We start from the raw sequence: 19389 nt of genomic DNA, 5'->3' as shown, positions 1-19389 counted from the left end.
AAAGCTAAAATTAAGCTATTTTTTAGTATAATCACCGAGCCTTTTATTACACACGCGTCAATCCTTGAAAGGTTGCGGTATAACCGTTAAGGGGCGCGGAGGCATAAACCAAATATAATCAAGGAGAAAACATGGTAACAATGAAGGATCTATTAGAGTGTGGTGTTCACTTCGGTCATCAGACAAGAAGATGGAATCCGAAGATGAAGCCTTATATATTCGGTATCAGAAAAAATATCCACATAATTGACTTGCAAAAGACTCTTAGATTTTTCAGATACACATACAATATAGTAAGAGATGCTGCTAAAGAGGGACAGACTATTTTGTTCGTGGGAACTAAAAAACAGGCCCAAAACGCTATCGAAGAGTATGCTAAAAAGTGTGAAATGCCTTACGTAAACTCAAGATGGCTAGGTGGAACTTTAACAAACTTTAATACAATCAAAAAATCTATTAGAAAACTAGAAGTGATTGAAGAGATGGAAAAAACCGGCCAAATGGATCTTTTGACGAAAAAAGAAGCATTGATGCTAAAGCGTAGAAAAGAGAAACTTGAAAATTTCCTCGGCGGTATTAGAGATATGAAAAAACTTCCCGATATGCTTTTTGTAGTAGATGCCGTTAGAGAACATATTGCGGTTAAAGAGGCTAATAAACTTGGCATTCCAGTAGTAGCGCCTCTTGATACTAACTGTGATCCGGATGTGATCGATTATCCTATTCCGGGAAATGATGACGCTATTAGAAGTATTCAGCTTTTCTGTAAAGAGATAGCAGAAGCTATTATAGAAGGAAAAGAGCTTAGAGCTCAGGAGATGAGTGAAGAAGAAGAGGAAAGCGAAAAAGTAACTCAAGAAGAGATCGAAGAGACTGTAGCTGAAGTAAAAGAGGAAGCAGCTGCTGAGGCAAGTGAAACGCAAGAGGAGGAGAAGTAATGGCGATAACTGCTGCAGAGGTAAAAAAACTAAGAGAGATGACCGGTGCAGGAATGATGGACTGCAAAAAGGCTTTGCAAGAAGCACAAGGAGATATGGATAAAGCCGTAGAGATATTAAGAAAAAAAGGTATAGCAAAAGCTGCTAAAAAGGCTGATAGAGTTGCGAGTGAAGGGGCTGTTTCGTTGGAAATAAGCGATGATTATAAGTGTGCTACTATAAGTGAAATTAACTCTGAAACCGATTTTGTCGCACAAAACGATAATTTCAAGCAACTTGTTAAAAAAGCGTTAAGACATATCCACATAACTTCGCCAGATAGTGTAGAGGATCTTCTTCAAACGGAGATTGACGGAGTTAAGTTTGAAGAGTTTATGAAAGCCGAGATTGCAAAAATTGGTGAAAATATCGTCGTTAGAAGATTTGATAAGATCTGCGTAGAAGGAAGCGGAGTAGTAAACGGATATATTCATATGGGAGGAAAGATAGGAGTTATCGTTGCGGCTACTTGCGATAAAGATGAAGTTTGCGAAGCTGTAAAAGATTTGTTAAAAGATATAGCAATGCATATAGCTGCAATGAATCCAAAATATCTTGATGAAAGCGCTGTTCCTGAATCTGTTTTAGAAAAAGAGAAAGAGATAGCTAAAGCTCAACTTGAAAAAGAGGGTAAACCTACCAATATTATCGATAAAATCATTCCTGGTAAAATCAAAAAGTTTGTAGAAGAGAATACTCTTTTGGGACAAAAGTTCGTTAAAGATGATAAAAAAAGTGTTAAACAGATTCTTGACGAGACGGCAAAAGCTGCAGGCGGAACTGCAAAAATCGTACAGTTTGTAAGATATGAACTTGGTGAAGGAATAGAAAGAAAACAAGATGATTTTGCGTCTGAAGTTGCGGCTCAGATGAAATAATTTAAGGTAAAAGGTAGAAGGTTGAAGGAAGAAGTAAAAATGAGAACAGACCCTTCAACCTTCAATCTTCAACCTTCAACCTTTTTACTAAAAGCTACAAGCATCTCCCATTCATTTGATTATCCACTTTTTGAAAATGTTGATTTAACTTTGAACCCCAAAGAATCAATTGCTATTGTCGGCGTGAGTGGAAGCGGAAAATCTACCCTTTTACATATATTATCTACTTTGTTGGAACCAAAAAAAGGAAAAGTTTTTCTTTTTGGCAAAGATATATATAACGAGACACAAAAAAATATATTGAAGATTAGAAGAGAATTAATAGGGATTATATTTCAATCCCATTATCTTTTCAGAGGATTTACTGCGTTTGAAAATATTAAAGTTGCTTCACTTCTTGCTCAAAAAGAGATTGATAAGGAACTGATAGAGAGTTTTGGTATAAAAAAAGTGATTTACAAAAAAGTAACCGAACTAAGCGGAGGAGAACAACAAAGAGTTTCGATTGCCAGAGTTTTGACTAAAAGACCTAAAATAATATTTGCAGACGAACCGACGGGAAATCTTGATAAAAAAACAGCCGATGAAGTGATGGAAAAAGTGTTTGAATATATATATTTAAACGATGCCGCTCTTTTTTTAGTGACACACGATATGGAATTGGCCCGTAGATGTGACAGGGTTTATAGATTAGAGAATAAGTCGTTAGTCGTGATGAGTGATGAGTGATTAATGATGAATGATGAATGATGTTAGATGTTATATATATACAAATCTATTTTATAGAAAATTAATTTATAATATTTTGAAATTTTATTTATATAAATATAGGGACTGTAAAATAAACTGTGTAAACCACCTAAAGCCCTTAAAACCTTAGCGTGTATATTTTTGCATAATTTCACTGAAAAATATACAAAGCTGAGGATAGATTTCACTCCAGCTTCTGATTTTTGTATTACTCCATTTGTGCTGTACCTCCTGTGTGGCAAGATAAAGAAGCTTAAAAGCTGAATCGATGGTTGGAAAAGAACCCACAGACTTTGTTCTTTTTTTAATATTTGAATTTATCGATTCTATGGGATTTGTCGTATAAATCAGTTTTCTTATAGCTTGGGGATATTTAAAAAATGTAGATAGCTCATTCCAGTTAGATTGCCAAGACTGGGTAATATGGGGATATTTTTGACCCCATTTGTCATTAAAATTTGTAAGAGCAAGCTCTGCTTCTTCTTCGGTTGATGAAGTGTAGATACTCTTTAAATCTTTAGCTACCTCTTTTCTATCTTTCCAAGATACAAATTTTAGGCTATTTCTGATCTGGTGTACAATACATCTTTGAATTTCTGCCTTTGGATAAACTGCCTCTATAGCCTCTTTAAATCCATTTAGTCCGTCTATTGCAAATATCAATACATCTTCAACACCTCTGTTTTTTATCTCATTTAAAAGTGTTAACCACTGTTTAGAACTTTCATTTTCACCTATCCATATACCAAGAATATCTTTTTTCCCTTCAAGAGTTATGCCTAGCATTATATATGCAGCAATATTTTTAACTACTCTATCCACTCTTATTTTTAAAACTGTAGCATCCATAAATATTATCGGATATATTGCCTCTAGCGGACGACTATGCCACTCTTTTGCCTTATCTATTATTGCTTCTGTTATATTGGAAATTGTCTGAATAGAAAGTTCATACCCATATAAATCATCAAGATGGTGTTGAAATCTGTTCACTCATCCCTTTTGCATATAAAGACAAAATTAAATCTTCTGTCCCCTTTATGAGAGTCTGTCGCTTCTTGATAAGCTTTGGTTCGAAGGTAGCGTTTCTGTCTCTTGGTATCTTAACCTCTATATCCCCATATTTGGACTTTAAAGTTTTTTCACTGTACCCATTACGATAATTTGGATTATCTGAAACTTGATGCTTCTCATATCCTAAATGCTCAGTTAACTCTACTTCTGTAGCAGTCTGATAAACCTCTTTTAAAAGACCTTTGAATTCTTCCAAGATCTCATCAATATCTATCCCCTTTCCCTCTTTGATAGCTTTTTTTACCTCTTCTGTATTGATATACCTCATTGTGTAAATCCTTTTTATTCTTTAATTTTATCTAATCTTTTTATAAGGATTTACACAGTTATATTTACACTCCCTAAATATATTTTAATGTCTATAATGATTTAACAATTAATAACTAAAAACTAAAGACTAACGACTAATATCTCACTATCTAATACTCTTGCGCCTTACTTTTAATCCTTTCAAAATATTTTTCGCATTTTTTTGCGATTTTATAATCATCTTTTATATATAAAATCTCATAATTTTTGCCAAAAGCCGAATAAGAGTAGTTTGCAGAACCTAAAATCACTCTTTTGTTATCTATAATCATAAGTTTCATATGCATTTTACCGTAGCTATCATTTTTTTTAAACGGTTTTCCGGAAATTATGTATGTTTTTATATTTTTATATTTTGCAAGATATCTAAGTTGGCTTCTTTTGTTGTAAAGATTGGACTCTTTGTCAAATATTATTCTTATTTTGACACCTCTTTTTGCGGCTTTTTTTAGATGTTTTGCGATTTTACGATTAGTAAAACTGTATATTGCTATATCTATTTGATTTTTAGATAAATCTATACTTTTTAAAAGAGTATCTAGAGCAGGTTTTGCCTCATAAGGCAAGATATAAATTTCATCTGCCCATAAAAATAGTGAAAAAAATAAAAATAAGAAAAACTTTTTCATCATTATCCTTTTTATAATAAAAACAATATAGTGATATTAATGTAATTAAAGCAAAAAGATTATAAAATATATCAAAAGTTAAGGGATTATAAACTTAATTACCCTAAAAATTGGAGACGTTATGAATCTTCTTTTAATCAATAAAAACCCGGTCGTATCTAGAATGCTAAAATTAAGCGCTCCAAAGATAGGCTTTGAGGTTTTTGAGTGTGATAACGTTTATGAGCTTCCAAAAGGGCATTATGAAGTTGTCATACTTGATGATGAGATGTATGACGAAAATTTTTTAAAAGAGATAAAAAGAAGTATAGATTTTGAGCAGATAGGAATTATAACTTCTTTAAAAAATGAGAATATAGAAGGGTTTGATTTTACTCTTATAAAGCCGTTTTTACCTACTGATTTAATAGAGCTTTTAAGAGGAATAAAATCTAAGATAGAGTTCATCAAAAAAGAGCAAACTGAAGAACAGCTCGATAAGGAACTTACTGAAGAAGTATCTGAACAAGATAGTTCCGAAGCTGAGGCTGAACTAAACATTTTAACTCTCAACGAAGAGGAAAAAGAGCCCGAATTTGAATCAAAAACTCAAGAAACTAAAGAAGAGCCGAAAGAAAATATAGTACAGTTTGAGGAAGAGGAGGAAGAAGAGCCGTTTATTAACGAAGATCATCTTGATAAGAGTGGGATTCTTGATGAAAAAGAGCTTGAAAAGGTTCAAGAACTGCTAGAAGATGAAGATGAAAAAGAGATTGCAACAAAAGAGGTTCAAGATACAGAGGAAGAGTCTATCGGGGATAGCGCTATTAAAGAAGAGAGAGAAGAGAAGCCGTCAATTTTGGAAAAAGTAGAAGAGTACAAAAAAAACGAAGAGCCAAAACCGTTAAAAGAGGAGTATAGCAGCGAAGAAAAAATAAAAGCCTTGATGGGAGTTTTGGATCTTTATACCGTCAGAGAACTGCTAGATGGGATGGAGATAACTATAAAAATAAATTTCAACAAAAAGAAGAAGAAAAAGAGATGAGAAAAAGAGGGAGTTTGTTTGTAATATCCGGTCCTAGCGGGGCTGGAAAGAGTTCTTTGATAAATGAGATACTAAAAAATTTTGAGGATGTATATTTTAGTATATCGACAACAACGAGAGAAAAAAGAGAGGGAGAAGTAGATGGTGTAAACTACTATTTCGTCACGAAAGATGAGTTTGAAAATGATATCAAAAAGGGTCTTTTTTTGGAGTGGGCCGAAGTTCACGGCAACTACTACGGTACATCTTTGAAACCTGTTTTTGAAGCGCTTCAAGAAGGTAAACTGGTGGTTTTTGATATCGATGTTCAAGGTCATGAGAGTATAAGAAAAAAATTTGACGATATTACCACTTCTGTTTTCGTAACCACACCATCTATAAGCGAGCTTAAAAAGAGACTTCAAAAAAGAGGTACCGATAGCGAAGAGACGATACAAAAAAGGCTTAAAAACGCTGCAGAAGAGATGAAAAGGATAGGAGAGTTCGATTTTGTTTTAATTAATGACGATTTTAACAGAGCAAAAGATTTTATATTGTCTATCGCAAAAGCTTCGAGATTGAAATTTTCCAAAGATGATATACAATCACTTATTTGGGAGTGGAAAGAGAGTTAAGATAAAAATTTTTATACTTTTATTAGTTAAAAAAATGTAGTATTATAAGCTATAATTACGTTAAATTTTAAAAGGAGATAGTATGGGAATGCCAAGTATGCCGGAATTGTTGATAATTCTAGCAATTGTTGTTTTACTTTTTGGAGCTAAAAAAATTCCTGAACTTGCAAAAGGTTTAGGTAGCGGGATTAAAAATTTCAAAAAAGCGATGAAAGAGGATGAAGAAGAGGCAACTGTTGCGAAAACTGAAACAAAAAAAGAGATAGAGGGCAAAGAAGAGACTGCTGAAACTTCAAAAACTACCGAGAAAAAAGAAGCATAATTTTAAGTAAGGAGTATGGAGTAGGGAGTATTATTTGATACAAACTCCATACTCCATACTCCACTTTCACACCTTTAAAAAAGGATAAAATTTGAGAAAAAAAGTTCTTCAAATACTTACAAAGCATATAGATAAACCTATGGTTTTGGAAAAACCTAAAGATAGAGCATTTGGACATTATGCCACTCCTATTGCCTTTTCGTTAGCTAAAGAGTTAAGAAAATCGCCGATGATTATAGCTGACGAACTGGCCAATATTTTTAAAGGTGAAGAGATATTTGAAAATGTGGAAGCGGTAAAAGGGTATATAAATTTCAAACTTAGCGAAAACTTTTTAGATGAGTATGCTACTTGGGCTCTTAAAAATGAAGAGAAGTTCGGTGCAGATTTTAAAGATAAGAATATTCTTTTGGAGTTTGTTAGCGCTAATCCTACAGGGCCTCTTCATATAGGTCATGCAAGAGGAGCAGTTATTGGTGATGCGCTTTCAAGAATAGGCAAACATCTTGGATATAAGATAATTAAAGAGTATTATATAAATGATGCTGGAAATCAGATATATCTTTTGGGACTTTCCATATATCTTGCCGGAAGAGAAAATATCTTAAAGCTTGAAACAAAATGGCCCCAAGAGTATTATAGGGGTGAGTATATCATCGAACTTGCCAAAGAGGCAGCTGAGCATTTTGGAAGTGAAATTTTTGTTGACGAAGTTTTTATACCAAAGCTCTCAACATGGGCTAAAGACAAGATGATGGAGCTTATCAAAGCGGATCTAAAAAGAGTAGGAATAGAGTTTGATACTTTTGTAAGTGAAAAAGAACTTTATGAGAAGTGGCCTAAAGTTTTGGAGGTTTTAGAAGAGGCGGGAGCTGTTTATCATAAAGATGGAAAAGTTTGGCTAAAATCGACTCAGTATGGCGATGAAAAAGATAGAGTCGTAGTAAGAGAGGATGGACGTCCTACCTATCTTGCAGGCGATATAATCTATCATTACGAAAAATTTAAAAGAGGTTATGACAGATATATAAATATCTGGGGAGCAGATCATCACGGATATATTGCTAGAGTAAAAGCAGCTATAAGATTTTTAGCTTTCGACGCTGACAAACTTGAGATAATTTTAGCCCAGATGGTCTCTTTGCTTAAGGGCGGAGAACCTTACAAAATGAGTAAACGCGCCGGTAATTTTATCTTAATGGGTGATGTTGTAGAAGATATTGGAGCAGATGCTTTAAGATTTATGTTTTTGAGTAAGAAAGCTGATACACATCTTGAGTTTGATGTGGATCTTTTGAAAAAAGAGGACTCTTCAAACCCTGTTTATTATATTAACTATGCTCACGCAAGAGTAAACTCTATTTTTGAAAAGGCCGGTAAAAATTTTGAAGACGTATATGATGTAGAGTTAAAAGATCTTAAAGAAGATGCTAAAAATCTTCTGTTTATTTCGCTACTGTTGCCTGAAGTTATCGAAGATGCTTTTGAAAAGAGAGAGCTTCAAAAAGTTACAGACTATCTTAAAGCTTTGGCTTCAGAGTTTCATAGATTTTATAATGAACACAAAGTTATAGGCTCACATGAAGAAGAGAAACTTTTAAAACTATTTTCCGTAACTGCGCTTTCTATTAGAGTAGGACTAAGACTTTTGGGGATAGAAGCAAAAAAAAGGATGTAGGTTAGTAATCAGTGATGAGTGACGGGTGATGAGTGATGAGTGACGAGTACTATTCACTGACCGCTGCTCACTGATTACTGTTCAATGTTAACTTGGAGGATAAATGAAGAGTGTTGAAGAAAGAGCTAAAAGAATCAAAGAGCTATTAGAAGATAAAAAAGCTGAAGATGTACAAATCTTTGATCTAAAAGATAAAGGATATTTTGTAGATTTTGTAGTAATTGGAACGTCATTAGGAGATAAACATACAACAGCCCTTTTGGATTTTTTGAAAGAGAAGCTAAAACCTGAGGGAGAAGAGTTTTTAAAAGTGCAAACTAGCGATGACTGGGTTGTTATAGATCTTGGAGATATGATAGTTCATATAATGACGGAAGCCTATAGAAAAAGATACAATATTGAAGAGTTTTTGGAAGAGATAAGAAAAGGGGAATATTAGACATTAGGAATTGGGAATTAGTATAAGTTTCAATAATTTCGGGAGTGTAAAAATAACTGTGTAAATCCTTATAAAAAGATTAGATAAAATTAAAGAATAAAAAGGATTTACACAATGAGGTATATCAATACAGAAGAGGTAAAAAAAGCTATCAAAGAGGGAAAGGGGATAGATATTGATGAGATCTTGGAAGAATTCAAAGGTCTTTTAAAAGAGGTTTATCAGACTGCTACAGAAGTAGAGTTAACTGAGCATTTAGGATATGAGAAGCATCAAGTTTCAGATAATCCAAATTATCGTAATGGGTACAGTGAAAAAACTTTAAAGTCCAAATATGGGGATATAGAGGTTAAGATACCAAGAGACAGAAACGCTACCTTCGAACCAAAGCTTATCAAGAAGCGACAGACTCTCATAAAGGGGACAGAAGATTTAATTTTGTCTTTATATGCAAAAGGGATGAGTGAACAGATTTCAACACCATCTTGATGATTTATATGGGTATGAACTTTCTATTCAGACAATTTCCAATATAACAGAAGCAATAATAGATAAGGCAAAAGAGTGGCATAGTCGTCCGCTAGAGGCAATATATCCGATAATATTTATGGATGCTACAGTTTTAAAAATAAGAGTGGATAGAGTAGTTAAAAATATTGCTGCATATATAATGCTAGGCATAACTCTTGAAGGGAAAAAAGATATTCTTGGTATATGGATAGGTGAAAATGAAAGTTCTAAACAGTGGTTAACACTTTTAAATGAGATAAAAAACAGAGGTGTTGAAGATGTATTGATATTTGCAATAGACGGACTAAATGGATTTAAAGAGGCTATAGAGGCAGTTTATCCAAAGGCAGAAATTCAAAGATGTATTGTACACCAGATCAGAAATAGCCTAAAATTTGTATCTTGGAAAGATAGAAAAGAGGTAGCTAAAGATTTAAAGAGTATCTACACTTCATCAACCGAAGAAGAAGCAGAGCTTGCTCTTACAAATTTTAATGACAAATGGGGTCAAAAATATCCCCATATTACCCAGTCTTGGCAATCTAACTGGAATGAGCTATCTACATTTTTTAAATATCCCCAAGCTATAAGAAAACTGATTTATACGACAAATCCCATAGAATCGATAAATTCAAATATTAAAAAAAGAACAAAGTCTGTGGGTTCTTTTCCAACCATCGATTCAGCTTTTAAGCTTCTTTATCTTGCCACACAGGAGGTACAGCACAAATGGAGTAATACAAAAATCAGAAGCTGGAGTGAAATCTATCCTCAGCTTTGTATATTTTTCAGTGAAATTATGCAAAAATATACACGCTAAGGTTTTAAGGGCTTTAGGTGGTTTACACAGTTTATTTTACAGTCCCATAATTTAAGTTTTAAGCTAAATACTTCAAACTTAAAACTTGAAACTTTATCCTTCATCCTTCAGCCTTCTTCATTCATCCTTATTTCTTAGTAATTCATCAAGCGTGATTAGCGATTAGTGATGAGTGATAAGGAGCAAGGGACGATCCACTCTCACGCCCAAACCCACACTCCCCACTACTGACTACTAACAAACAACTAACGACTATCGACTCAGCACTTACACCCACGCTCTTTACTGCTTCTTTGCTTATAAAATCTAACTATTTCATCAGCCACAATTTTCGGTAAAAATCTTCTAATTATCCTCTTTCTAAGCGCTGTGGCGCTTATAGGAACATTAACATTTAAAATTTTATATTTTAACGGGATTTTTTCTCGTCCTCGTTTTGCAACTACAAACTCGACTTTTGATTTTAAATTTTTGTATTTGTACCATTTATGTAAAGATTTTAGATTATCAGCTCCAATTATTAGATATATTTTTGAAGGTTTATATAGTTTTTGTAGATGATAAACTGTTTCTATCATATATGTTGGTCTGTTGTTTTCAATCTCAAAAGGGCAGATTTTAACTTTTTTATAAATCATTAAAGCTTTTTTTATCCATTTTGCTCTAAGATTTGGAGGGGCAGTAAAACTTTTTTTAAATGGATTTAAAAATGCCGGAACTACTACAAGCAGATCTATATCCAGAGTTTTTAGAGCTTCCTCTATAACCCTGATATGCCCGATATGGATAGGATCAAAACTTCCGCCGAAAACTGCTATTTTCATTTTTATCCTTAGTTAAGTGGTTAAAATTATTAGTTGTTTAGTAATTGAAAATTTAAAACTTAAATACTCACTTAAATTTTATCTTTTTTTGGATAAAATAGGCAAAATTTTTTGTAAAGGTAAAAGGTGGCAATAAAGATTGCTATAAACGGTTTTGGACGTATCGGAAGAAGTGTAGCAAGAGTGATTTTAAAAGACAAAGACGTAGAACTTGCGGCTATAAATGATATTATTCCTGTTAAAAGTGCTGCATATCTTTTAAAACATGATACGGTTCATAGCGGTTTGGAAAAAGAGATAAGATTTGATGAAAAAAATTTGATTATAGATGATAAAAAGATACCTTTTTTTAATGAGAGTGATCCTCAAAACCTTGATTTTGCAAAATCTGGTGCTGACGTGGTTTTGGAGTGTAGTGGTCTTTTTTTGACTTCTGATGAGGTTAAACACCATATAAAAAAGGGTATCAAAAAAGTTATCATTTCCGCACCGGCTAATGATGATACTTCAACATACGTTTTAGGCGTAAATGCTGATGAGTATAAAGGTGAGAGTATCATTTCAAACGCAAGCTGTACAACAAACTGTTTAGCCCCGATAGCAAAAATTTTGGATAAACATTTTGGCATAGAAAAAGGGAACATAACGACAATTCACAGTTATACAAATGACCAAAATCTTTTGGACAATTTTCATAAACGTGATCCCAGACGTTCTCGTGCGGCGGCCGTAAATATGATCCCGACTACAACAGGTGCGGCAAAAGCGATCGGAAGGGTTTTGCCTAAATTAAACGGTAAACTTGATGGCAGAAGTGTTAGAGTTCCTGTGCCTAACGTTTCGCTGCTCGATTTTGATGTTATTTTATCAAAAAATGTCTCAAAAGAAGAGGTAAATGAGCTTTTTAAAATTTATTCTCAAAATGATATGAATGGAATTTTGGGGATAGATGAAGAGTTTAGAGTATCAGGGGATTTTTTAAACTGTAGTTACAGTTCCGTGGTTGCTTTGGACTTGACTCAGGTGGTTGACGGTAATCTTCTAAAAGTGATGTCTTGGTATGATAATGAGTGGGGATATGCAAACAGATTGGTTGAAATGGCAAAATATATTTCATTTTAAGAGTTGAATTAAATAAAAGAAAAATTGCTATCGATTTTTGAGTAACTTAATAAGGAGGTTCTGTGCATATTAAATCTATAAAAGAGTTGGAGTTTACAAAGAGTGCTGTATTTATAAGATGTGATTTTAATGTACCGATGGATGAATTTGGAAACATAACTGACGATAGAAGGATTAGATCTGCTCTACAAACTATTAGATATTGTCTAGATCACGACTGTAAGATAGTTCTTGCAAGTCATCTAGGTCGCCCTAAAGGATATGACGAAAAATTTTCTTTAAAACCGGTAGCAAAAAGACTTCATACGCTTTTAAAGCAGGATATTATTATGGCGAACGATGTAGTAGGCGAAGATGCGAAGAAGAAGTTTGCGTCTTTGAAAAATGGCGAAATAATGCTTCTAGAAAACCTAAGATTTGAAAAAGGTGAAACTAAAAATGATATGGAGTTTGCAGAAAAACTTAGTCAATTTGGAGAATTTTACATAAACGATGCTTTTGGAGTTAGTCATAGAGCTCACGCTTCTGTAGAGGCTATTACCCACTTTTATGACCAAAACCATAAAGCCGCTGGATTTTTGTTACTAAAAGAGATACAGTTTTTCCATCATCTTTTAAAAAGACCTACTAGACCTTTTGTCGCGGTGATCGGCGGTAGCAAAGTATCGAGTAAACTAAAAGCTCTTATCAACCTTCTTCCAAAAGTGGATAAAATGCTTATAGGCGGTGGTATGGCGTTTACTTTTTTGAAAGCTTTGGGAGAAGAAGTCGGCAACTCTATTGTGGAAGATGATCTTATTACTGATGCTTTAAATATTATCGAAGAGGCTAAAAAATTGGGAGTTAAACTCTATATGCCCGTAGATTTTGTGGTTTCTCAAACATTTAGCGAAGATACTCCTATAAAGTATGTAACTTTTAAAGAGATTCCAAAAGGCTGGATGGGCCTCGATATAGGGCCTGCTACAGTTAGACTTTTTAGAGAGGCTCTAAACGATGCTCAAACCATTTTGTGGAACGGTCCAATGGGAGTTTATGAGATGGATAAATTTGCAAGAGGCAGTTTTCAGATATCTCACTTCATAGCCCAAAGTTATGCTACAAAAGTGATAGGAGGAGGAGATACAGCTGATCTTGTTCAAAGAGCTGGAGATGATGAAGAGATGACATTTATCTCAACTGGTGGTGGAGCGAGTCTGGAGCTTCTTGAAGGAAAAGTGCTTCCTGGCGTGGCGGCACTAATGGCTGAAAACGGAGAAGAAGAGTGATACTAGCTGCAAATTTTAAGATGAACCATACTAGGTTATCAACAAAAGAGTATTTGAGAAGACTAGACGCTTTTTTAGAGGAAAAAAAGCCAAAAAGTGATATATATCTGTTTCCTCCGGTTAGCGCCCTAGATAGTTTTGAAACCAAGGTCAATATAGGCGTTCAAAACGCTTATCCCGCCCAAAAAGGATCTTTCACCGGTGAGATAGGATTAGAGCAGCTTGAAGAGTTTGATATAAAAAATATAATCATCGGACACAGCGAAAGAAGGCATATACTAGGCGAAAATCAAGAGTTTATAACTCAAAAATTTAAATTTTTCAAAGATAAAGGTTTTAAGATTTTTTATTGTATAGGTGAGACTTTGGAAGTTAGAGAGGGCGGCAAAGAGCTAATTAAAAAGTATCTTGGACTCCAGCTTGAAGGGATAGACCTATCTTATAAAAATCTTGTCATAGCGTATGAGCCGGTTTGGGCTATAGGAACCGGAAAGAGTGCGACAAGTGAAGATATAGAAGAGATCTTGGAATTTTTAAGCAAAAAGAGTGATGCTCCTCTTTTGTACGGTGGGAGCGTAAAACCTTCAAATATCAAAGAGATAGTATCAGTTTCTAACTGCAGTGGTGCTTTGATAGGAACTGCTAGTTGGGATGTAAACAGTTTTTGTGAAATGATCGAATTAACTAACTAAGGAGATTTAAATGGTAATGAAAGGCAAAAAAGGCCTAATTGTAGGAGTCGCTAACAACAAGTCTATAGCTTACGGTATAGCGAAAGCGTGCAGAGCCCAAGGGGCGGAACTTGCGTTTACGTATTTGAACGACTCTATAAAAAAGAGGGTAGAGCCTATAGCAAAAGAGCTTGAAAGTGATAAAGTATATCCTTTGGATGTTAGTAAGCCTAAAGAGTTACAAGCTTTAAAAGAGTCTTTGGAAAAAGATTTCGGTCAAATAGATTTTTTTGTTCACTCCGTGGCGTATGCACCGAGGGAGGCACTTGACGGACGATTTGTCAATACGACGAAAGAGGCTTTTGAAATAGCAATGGATATATCGGTTTTTAGTCTAATAGAACTTACTAAGACAATGCTTCCTTTAATGAAAGAAGGAGGCTCGATTCTTACTCTTTCATACTTAGGAGCTCAAAGGTATATACCTCACTATAATGTCATGGGTGTGGCAAAAGCTGCACTGGAGGCGAGTGTAAGATATCTTGCGGCGGATCTTGGTCCTCAAAACATTAGAGTAAACGCAATAAGCGCAGGCCCTATAAAGACATTGGCAGCTAGCGGTATAGGTGATTTTAGAATGATTCTTAAGTGGAATGAAGCAAACGCGCCACTTAGGAGAAACGTTACTATTGATGAGGTTGGAAACAGCGGTATGTATCTTTTAAGCGATCTTGCAAGTGGTGTAACTGGAGAGATACACTATGTGGATGCTGGATATAACATAATGGGCCTTGCTGAAGTTGAGGATGTTGACGGAAAAACGCAGATGGTATGGGAGCGTTACAAATCTCAACAACAACATTAAAAATAGGAAAATTTTATAAGTCTAAAAAAGAAAAGTGATATTTTTATAACATTTTTTTAAGAAATGTTTGCTATAATCCTCGTGTGGTTTGTTATTAAAGATTCAAATTTTTTATATATTTCAAAGGAGTAAGAATGAAATTTGCAAAACTTAGTCTTGCAGCGTTAATGGCTTTAAGTGTTTCAGCTTTTGCTGATGTCAATGTGAAATTTGGCGGAGATGCTAAGCTTTTTTATAGTACATCTGATAAAGGAAAAGATGTAGATCTATTTGCACGTGAAGGTGCTATGGCTCAAACAGCATTAAATCTTGGCGCGTCACTTGAACTTCCTGAAGATGTTCAAGGAAAAGTTAACGTTACAATGCTTTCTACTTTAGGACTTGAAAGACAATTGGTAAATAGTGTATGGGATGGAGGTCTTGGTAACCAATGGTGGGCAAGTGAAGCATGGCTAGCGAAATCGTTTGGAAACACGACTCTTAAAGTAGGTAGACAAGCTCTTGATACTCCACTTGCATTTACAGAAACATGGTCAATCGCACACAACACTTTTGAAGCGGCCGTAGCTTTAAACCAAGATATTAAAGATACTACTTTAGTGGCAGCATTCGTTGGTCGCGGTAATGGCGGGAATGCAGTTTTTGGAGTAACAAATAATGCTGCTTCAGGTGCGGATCCTTTTACAACTTATTTTAGTGACGGAGCTTTTGCGTTTGGTGCTATTACTACGGCAATACCAAATACAACTTTTCAAGCATGGTATTACGATATTATAAGTACAGCTCAAGCTCTATGGTTACAAGCTGATATTGATCTTAAAGATGTTTCTGAAGGCGTGGGTTTAGGCGTACAGTACGCAACGATTTCTCCGGATGATCGTTTAGGAGCTTTAGATGATTCTAGTGCAGTAGCATTTAAATTAAGTGGAAATGTTGAAGGTATAACTGTATCTGCAGCATACTCTACTGTTGATAGTGGAAACGCGCTTCCTGTTGCAAATACTGCAACAAATTATACAGGTGGAACATCACAGTCAAAACTCTACACAGAAGCTTGGTGGAACTATGGACATGTTGGTCAAGCAGGAACCGATTCATACAATATTTCTGCTGAATATAGTATGAAAGATGTTGCAGATTTTGGTATCTACTTTACCAATGCAGACCATGAAGGTACAACACCTGATTTGACTGAAGTTGCTCTAACGGCTTCAAAGTCTTACGGTTCACTAGATACTACTATAGCTTATATCAATGCAAAAGATAATACAAATAACTATAATATACTTCAAGTATACCTAACATACAATTTCTAAATCTATAAATAACAATATGCCATGCCCGGGCTTTTGCTCGGGCTTTTTTAGTTATAGATATCCTCCTAGAAGGAATTATTATGAAAAAAAAGATCTCGCTACTTCTTTTTACATCACTTTTAGCCTTTTCTTCAGAATATATCACTCTTGATAATGGAAAATCTGTTCTTTTGAAAGATGACGGAACTTGGGAAGAGGTTACTATCGTTAAAAAGGGAGATAAAAATATAGCTCTTAGAAAAGATGGCAAATGGGAGGAGATTAAACCAAAAGATATTGAGGCAGCTCAGACTATAACTAACGAAACTTCAAAAAAATATATGGACTCAAAGTTTGCTAAGGCTTTACTAGGTGAATGGCAATCAAATGACGGAAGTGTTAAGTATTTGTTTAAAAAAGATAAAGCTGTTTTCAAAAAAGGAAGCAGGATTGTCGAAGGAAAATGGTCTATAGAGCATATTGACGAGCCAAAAAGAAAAATAATAGTCAATATAGGTGAAGACGCTAGACTTGGATTTTTGTCTTTCGGCGGCGTTTCAAGAAAACTCAAATTTTCTCCTGATTTTAAAACTCTTTATGACGAGAGTGAAAAGCTTGAAAGCTTAATAGATACCGAACTACATAAAGTAAAATAGAGGCTTTTGTCTCTTTAGACTCTTTTTTGTATAATTTTCTTTATGAAAATATTTATAAAAAAACTATCATACATCTTTTTGATGCTTTTTATCATTTCTCTTATCTCTTTTTTGGCTATCCATCTAGCGCCCAATAGCTTTTTTAGCGCGGGTGAACTCAATCCCAATATAACAAAGGAGTCTTTAGAGCATCTTAAAAAGATCTACGGTCTTGATAAGCCTCTTTTAGAGCAGTATCTTTCTTGGGTATGGTCGATACTTCATTTTGACTTTGGAGTATCTTTTGCAAGTGGCAAAAGCGTAACCGATGAGATAATGGATAGAATCGGTATAACATTGGGGATCAATCTATCTAGCATGTTGATAGTATTTGTTTTATCTTTATATCTTGGTATGAAAGCGGCTATCAAACAAAACTCGTTTTTTGATAAAGTAGTCAAACAGTTCTCTCTTGTTAGCTTTTCCATGCCATCATTTTATCTCGCACTGATTTTGATTATAGTTTTTGCCGTAGAACTAAAACTCTTTCCTATAAGCGGTCTTCATTCGCTTGAGCCAAAATCTGGTATATTTTACTATTTAGATCTAATCTGGCATTTAGTACTTCCTCTCATTGTCATTATTTTTGTTAGTTTTGGTTCCTTTGCTATGTATATACGTTCGCTTACGCAGGAGATTTTAAAGAGTGATTATATATTTTTTGCTAAGGCTAGAGGCGCCGACGAAAAAACTATAATAAAAAAGTTCATACTACCAAATCTATCTCCTCCTCTTATTACTATACTTGGTCTTTCTCTTCCGGGATTAATCGGCGGTAGCGTCATACTTGAGTCTATATTTTCGATAAACGGAATGGGGCTTCTTTTTTATCAGGCGGCACTTTCTAGAGACTATCCGGTGATTATGGGAATTTTGATAATAACTGCCTTTTTAACGCTTCTTGGAAATATATTAGCAGATCTTATTCTTTTAAAACTTAATCCATATTTTAAGAACTAATAGTTATTGGTATATTGGTAGTTGAATGTTCTGAAAAATTACAAAGCTTTCGCTCACTTTGTAATTTTTCAGAGGGCTTAATCGGGTTTTTGCACTAATATACTAATATACTAATATACTAAATTTACTCTTTAAAAAGATCTTCTAACGTAATCTTTGGTCCTTCTTCTTCACTTATGGCTTCTTTAGTTGTTATACCGGCGACTCCGGCTTTTTCTTGTAGTTCTATCTCGTATCCGGTTAGCATAGAAGCTAATCTTATGTTTATTCCGCTTTTACCTATAGCTTTTGATTTTTGATCAGCAGGTAGTGTAACAATAGCTTTTTTATCTTCTATTTTTACGCTGGTTATAATAGCTGGACTAAGACTTCTTGCTACAAAGATTTCCGGAACGGGCGAATATTCGATACAGTCTATACTTTCTCCGTTAAGCTCTTTACTAACTGCGTTTATCCTAACACCTTTAACTCCTACGCAAGCTCCTATAGGGTCAATTTGGGGTGAAGTTGAAGTTAAGGCTACTTTTGCTCTTTCTCCGGGTATTCTGGCCACTTTTTCGACATTGACGAGAGTGTCCTTGATTTCCGGCACTTCTAGCTTTAAAAGTTCTTCCAGAAATTTAGGTGTTGTTCTTGAGAGTTCAAGATATATTCCATGAATCCTGTCTATTACTACTTTTCTAAGAATTGCTTTTACAACATTACCGGTTTTGAAATGCTCCCCTTTTATTCTGTATCTCATAGGAAGAACCGCTTTTACTTCATCAACTTCTATGTATGTGTTCTCTTCTCTATCGACTCTTGTTACGGTACCGCTGATGATTTTTCCAACTCTGTTCTGGTATTTTTGAAATAGTTTCTGTTCTACAAGTCTTTGGATGTGATACTCTATCTCTCGCTGCAGATGTAAAGCCGCAGTTCTTCCAAGCCCTTCAAAATCTATCGGATACCTAAGTTCATCTCCAATTTCCACATCAGGATCTATCTCTTTTGCTTCGTTTAATGTTATATACTTTTCGCTATCTTCATTTGCTCTTTCGTCATCATCGGCAACTACGGTTACTTTTTGAAAAACGTTTGCCTTTTTGCTCTGTTTATCTATATCAACGTCAAACTCTAGCTCTTCGCCTAAAACATTTTTTGCGGTTCTAACGATTGCCGTTTTTATAGCGTTTGTAACATTTTCTACATCAAGATTTTTTTCATGCGCAATAGAGTCTATTATATCTACTATCTTTTCCATCTCTTTCCTTGTATTGTCTTAATTTTTGATTTTATAAAAAGCGGTTAGAAGCTTTTGAGAGTTTGGTAATTATAATTAATTTTAGCTTGAATTAAGTTTAAGAAAAGTTTCCAATAGCAATAATACGCCACTTTTTTGATATAATACCAAAAACTGTTTAAAGGGTAAATATGGAGTTAAAATTAGCGAGAAACGAACTGAAAAACAAGCCAAAACCTATAACTTTAGAAAAGATTGAAGAAGAGGTAGAAAAAGAGGGAGAAAAGATTTTCTATTTCGATAGAGAAAATGCCCATAAGGATCTTGTTGAAATGGTTGAGTATTTTGAGAATAAAGGTTACAGTGTATATTTAAGAGAGGTCAAATACGGACTTGACGATAACGACTATCTCTATGAAGTACATATTTTAAAGTAAAGGAAG

The 19389-nt window shown here is 34.5% G+C and carries 19 protein-coding genes and 2 pseudogenes; 17 read left to right on the top strand and 4 right to left on the bottom strand.

What is annotated here, in order from left to right; all coding sequences use genetic code 11:
- Positions 1 to 131: 131 nt before the first annotated feature.
- From rpsB to NIL_RS08415, 3 genes are read left to right on the top strand one after another with little or no spacing between them, the layout of a single operon-like run.
- Positions 132 to 938: a 30S ribosomal protein S2 gene (gene rpsB, locus NIL_RS08425; protein WP_187647334.1), complete on the top strand. Its 807-nt coding sequence runs from the start codon at positions 132 to 134 to the stop codon at positions 936 to 938.
- Positions 938 to 1855 (top strand): translation elongation factor Ts, encoded by a 918-nt coding sequence (gene tsf, locus NIL_RS08420; RefSeq protein WP_187647333.1) that lies wholly within the window; start codon positions 938 to 940, stop codon positions 1853 to 1855. Before rpsB ends, tsf begins: the two co-directional genes overlap by 1 nt.
- A 39-nt stretch (positions 1856 to 1894) precedes the next feature.
- On the top strand, positions 1895 to 2584 hold the full coding sequence (locus tag NIL_RS08415) for an ABC transporter ATP-binding protein (protein ID WP_187648626.1): 690 nt from the start codon (positions 1895 to 1897) through the stop codon (positions 2582 to 2584).
- 147 nt (positions 2585 to 2731) lie between these two features.
- Here the strand turns inward: NIL_RS08415 and NIL_RS08410 are convergent.
- Positions 2732 to 3947, bottom strand: a pseudogene (locus NIL_RS08410) (IS256 family transposase).
- A 151-nt stretch (positions 3948 to 4098) separates the two neighbouring features.
- Positions 4099 to 4617: a phospholipase D-like domain-containing protein gene (locus NIL_RS08405; RefSeq protein ID WP_197972075.1), complete on the bottom strand. Its 519-nt coding sequence runs from the start codon at positions 4615 to 4617 to the stop codon at positions 4099 to 4101.
- A gap of 121 nt (positions 4618 to 4738) precedes the next feature.
- On the opposite strand from NIL_RS08405, the gene NIL_RS08400 reads away from it, so the two are divergent.
- The 6 genes and pseudogenes from NIL_RS08400 (at position 4739) to NIL_RS08375 (ending at position 10024) form a co-directional block, all read left to right on the top strand.
- Positions 4739 to 5641 (top strand): response regulator transcription factor, encoded by a 903-nt coding sequence (locus NIL_RS08400; RefSeq protein ID WP_187647331.1) that lies wholly within the window; start codon positions 4739 to 4741, stop codon positions 5639 to 5641.
- Positions 5638 to 6255 carry a guanylate kinase gene (gmk, locus tag NIL_RS08395; RefSeq protein WP_187647330.1) on the top strand — a complete coding sequence of 206 codons (618 nt, stop codon included), beginning with the start codon at positions 5638 to 5640 and terminating at the stop codon, positions 6253 to 6255. The genes NIL_RS08400 and gmk overlap by 4 nt, the downstream gene beginning before the upstream one ends.
- A gap of 82 nt (positions 6256 to 6337) precedes the next feature.
- Positions 6338 to 6577 carry a twin-arginine translocase TatA/TatE family subunit gene (locus NIL_RS08390; protein ID WP_187647329.1) on the top strand — a complete coding sequence of 80 codons (240 nt, stop codon included), beginning with the start codon at positions 6338 to 6340 and terminating at the stop codon, positions 6575 to 6577.
- 91 nt (positions 6578 to 6668) lie between these two features.
- Entirely contained in the window at positions 6669 to 8255 is a 1587-nt protein-coding gene (argS, locus tag NIL_RS08385; RefSeq protein ID WP_187647328.1) for an arginine--tRNA ligase, read from the top strand.
- 103 nt (positions 8256 to 8358) lie between these two features.
- Complete coding sequence (rsfS, locus tag NIL_RS08380) at positions 8359 to 8694, top strand: ribosome silencing factor (protein ID WP_187647327.1); 336 nt, start codon at positions 8359 to 8361, stop codon at positions 8692 to 8694.
- A gap of 114 nt (positions 8695 to 8808) precedes the next feature.
- Positions 8809 to 10024: pseudogene (locus NIL_RS08375) on the top strand (IS256 family transposase).
- A 260-nt stretch (positions 10025 to 10284) separates the two neighbouring features.
- On the opposite strand, the gene nadD reads toward NIL_RS08375, so the two are convergent.
- Positions 10285 to 10848 carry a nicotinate (nicotinamide) nucleotide adenylyltransferase gene (gene nadD / locus NIL_RS08370; protein ID WP_187647326.1) on the bottom strand — a complete coding sequence of 188 codons (564 nt, stop codon included), beginning with the start codon at positions 10846 to 10848 and terminating at the stop codon, positions 10285 to 10287.
- A 126-nt stretch (positions 10849 to 10974) separates the two neighbouring features.
- On the opposite strand from nadD, the gene gap reads away from it, so the two are divergent.
- The 7 genes from gap (at position 10975) to NIL_RS08335 (ending at position 17724) form a co-directional block, all read left to right on the top strand.
- Complete coding sequence (gene gap, locus NIL_RS08365; RefSeq protein ID WP_187647325.1) at positions 10975 to 11970, top strand: type I glyceraldehyde-3-phosphate dehydrogenase; 996 nt, start codon at positions 10975 to 10977, stop codon at positions 11968 to 11970.
- Positions 11971 to 12032: 62 nt separating this feature from the next.
- Positions 12033 to 13238, top strand: a complete 1206-nt coding sequence (locus tag NIL_RS08360) for a phosphoglycerate kinase (RefSeq protein ID WP_187647324.1) — start codon at positions 12033 to 12035, stop codon at positions 13236 to 13238.
- The gene (locus NIL_RS08355; protein ID WP_187647323.1) at positions 13235 to 13930 is read left to right on the top strand and encodes a triose-phosphate isomerase; all 696 of its coding nucleotides are present in this window, start codon (positions 13235 to 13237) and stop codon (positions 13928 to 13930) included. Before NIL_RS08360 ends, NIL_RS08355 begins: the two co-directional genes overlap by 4 nt.
- 10 nt (positions 13931 to 13940) lie before the next feature.
- Complete coding sequence (gene fabI, locus NIL_RS08350; protein ID WP_187647322.1) at positions 13941 to 14774, top strand: enoyl-ACP reductase FabI; 834 nt, start codon at positions 13941 to 13943, stop codon at positions 14772 to 14774.
- A 134-nt stretch (positions 14775 to 14908) separates the two neighbouring features.
- On the top strand, positions 14909 to 16090 hold the full coding sequence (locus NIL_RS08345; protein ID WP_187647321.1) for an OprD family outer membrane porin: 1182 nt from the start codon (positions 14909 to 14911) through the stop codon (positions 16088 to 16090).
- A gap of 80 nt (positions 16091 to 16170) precedes the next feature.
- Entirely contained in the window at positions 16171 to 16725 is a 555-nt protein-coding gene (locus NIL_RS08340) for a DUF3157 family protein (protein WP_187647320.1), read from the top strand.
- Positions 16726 to 16767: 42 nt separating this feature from the next.
- Positions 16768 to 17724, top strand: a complete 957-nt coding sequence (locus NIL_RS08335; protein ID WP_187647319.1) for an ABC transporter permease — start codon at positions 16768 to 16770, stop codon at positions 17722 to 17724.
- A gap of 124 nt (positions 17725 to 17848) precedes the next feature.
- Here NIL_RS08335 and nusA read toward each other — a convergent pair whose 3' ends face one another.
- Positions 17849 to 18967, bottom strand: a complete 1119-nt coding sequence (gene nusA / locus NIL_RS08330) for a transcription termination factor NusA (protein ID WP_187647318.1) — start codon at positions 18965 to 18967, stop codon at positions 17849 to 17851.
- A 170-nt stretch (positions 18968 to 19137) separates the two neighbouring features.
- Between nusA and NIL_RS08325 the strand changes: the two genes are divergently transcribed.
- The gene (locus NIL_RS08325) at positions 19138 to 19383 is read left to right on the top strand and encodes an HP0268 family nuclease (RefSeq protein ID WP_187647317.1); all 246 of its coding nucleotides are present in this window, start codon (positions 19138 to 19140) and stop codon (positions 19381 to 19383) included.
- The last annotated feature ends 6 nt before the right edge of the window (positions 19384 to 19389 follow it).

The sequence above is a fragment of the Nitrosophilus labii genome (assembly GCF_014466985.1).
GTDB lineage: Bacteria > Campylobacterota > Campylobacteria > Campylobacterales > Nitratiruptoraceae > Nitrosophilus_A > Nitrosophilus_A labii.
Note: the sequence above shows the minus strand (reverse complement) of the source record. Positions and strands in the feature narration are given on the sequence as shown.

Excerpts from the sequence above, each read along its gene's own strand:
- rpsB (WP_187647334.1), top strand. The coding sequence starts at position 132 with ATGGTAACAATGAAGGATCTATTAGAGTGTGGTGTTCACTTCGGTCAT.
- tsf (WP_187647333.1), top strand. The coding sequence starts at position 938 with ATGGCGATAACTGCTGCAGAGGTAAAAAAACTAAGAGAGATGACCGGT.
- NIL_RS08415 (WP_187648626.1), top strand. The coding sequence starts at position 1,895 with ATGAGAACAGACCCTTCAACCTTCAATCTTCAACCTTCAACCTTTTTA.
- NIL_RS08405 (WP_197972075.1), bottom strand. The coding sequence starts at position 4,617 with ATGAAAAAGTTTTTCTTATTTTTATTTTTTTCACTATTTTTATGGGCA.
- NIL_RS08400 (WP_187647331.1), top strand. The coding sequence starts at position 4,739 with ATGAATCTTCTTTTAATCAATAAAAACCCGGTCGTATCTAGAATGCTA.
- gmk (WP_187647330.1), top strand. The coding sequence starts at position 5,638 with ATGAGAAAAAGAGGGAGTTTGTTTGTAATATCCGGTCCTAGCGGGGCT.
- NIL_RS08390 (WP_187647329.1), top strand. The coding sequence starts at position 6,338 with ATGGGAATGCCAAGTATGCCGGAATTGTTGATAATTCTAGCAATTGTT.
- rsfS (WP_187647327.1), top strand. The coding sequence starts at position 8,359 with ATGAAGAGTGTTGAAGAAAGAGCTAAAAGAATCAAAGAGCTATTAGAA.
- nadD (WP_187647326.1), bottom strand. The coding sequence starts at position 10,848 with ATGAAAATAGCAGTTTTCGGCGGAAGTTTTGATCCTATCCATATCGGG.
- fabI (WP_187647322.1), top strand. The coding sequence starts at position 13,941 with ATGGTAATGAAAGGCAAAAAAGGCCTAATTGTAGGAGTCGCTAACAAC.
- NIL_RS08345 (WP_187647321.1), top strand. The coding sequence starts at position 14,909 with ATGAAATTTGCAAAACTTAGTCTTGCAGCGTTAATGGCTTTAAGTGTT.
- NIL_RS08340 (WP_187647320.1), top strand. The coding sequence starts at position 16,171 with ATGAAAAAAAAGATCTCGCTACTTCTTTTTACATCACTTTTAGCCTTT.
- NIL_RS08335 (WP_187647319.1), top strand. The coding sequence starts at position 16,768 with ATGAAAATATTTATAAAAAAACTATCATACATCTTTTTGATGCTTTTT.
- nusA (WP_187647318.1), bottom strand. The coding sequence starts at position 18,967 with ATGGAAAAGATAGTAGATATAATAGACTCTATTGCGCATGAAAAAAAT.
- NIL_RS08325 (WP_187647317.1), top strand. The coding sequence starts at position 19,138 with ATGGAGTTAAAATTAGCGAGAAACGAACTGAAAAACAAGCCAAAACCT.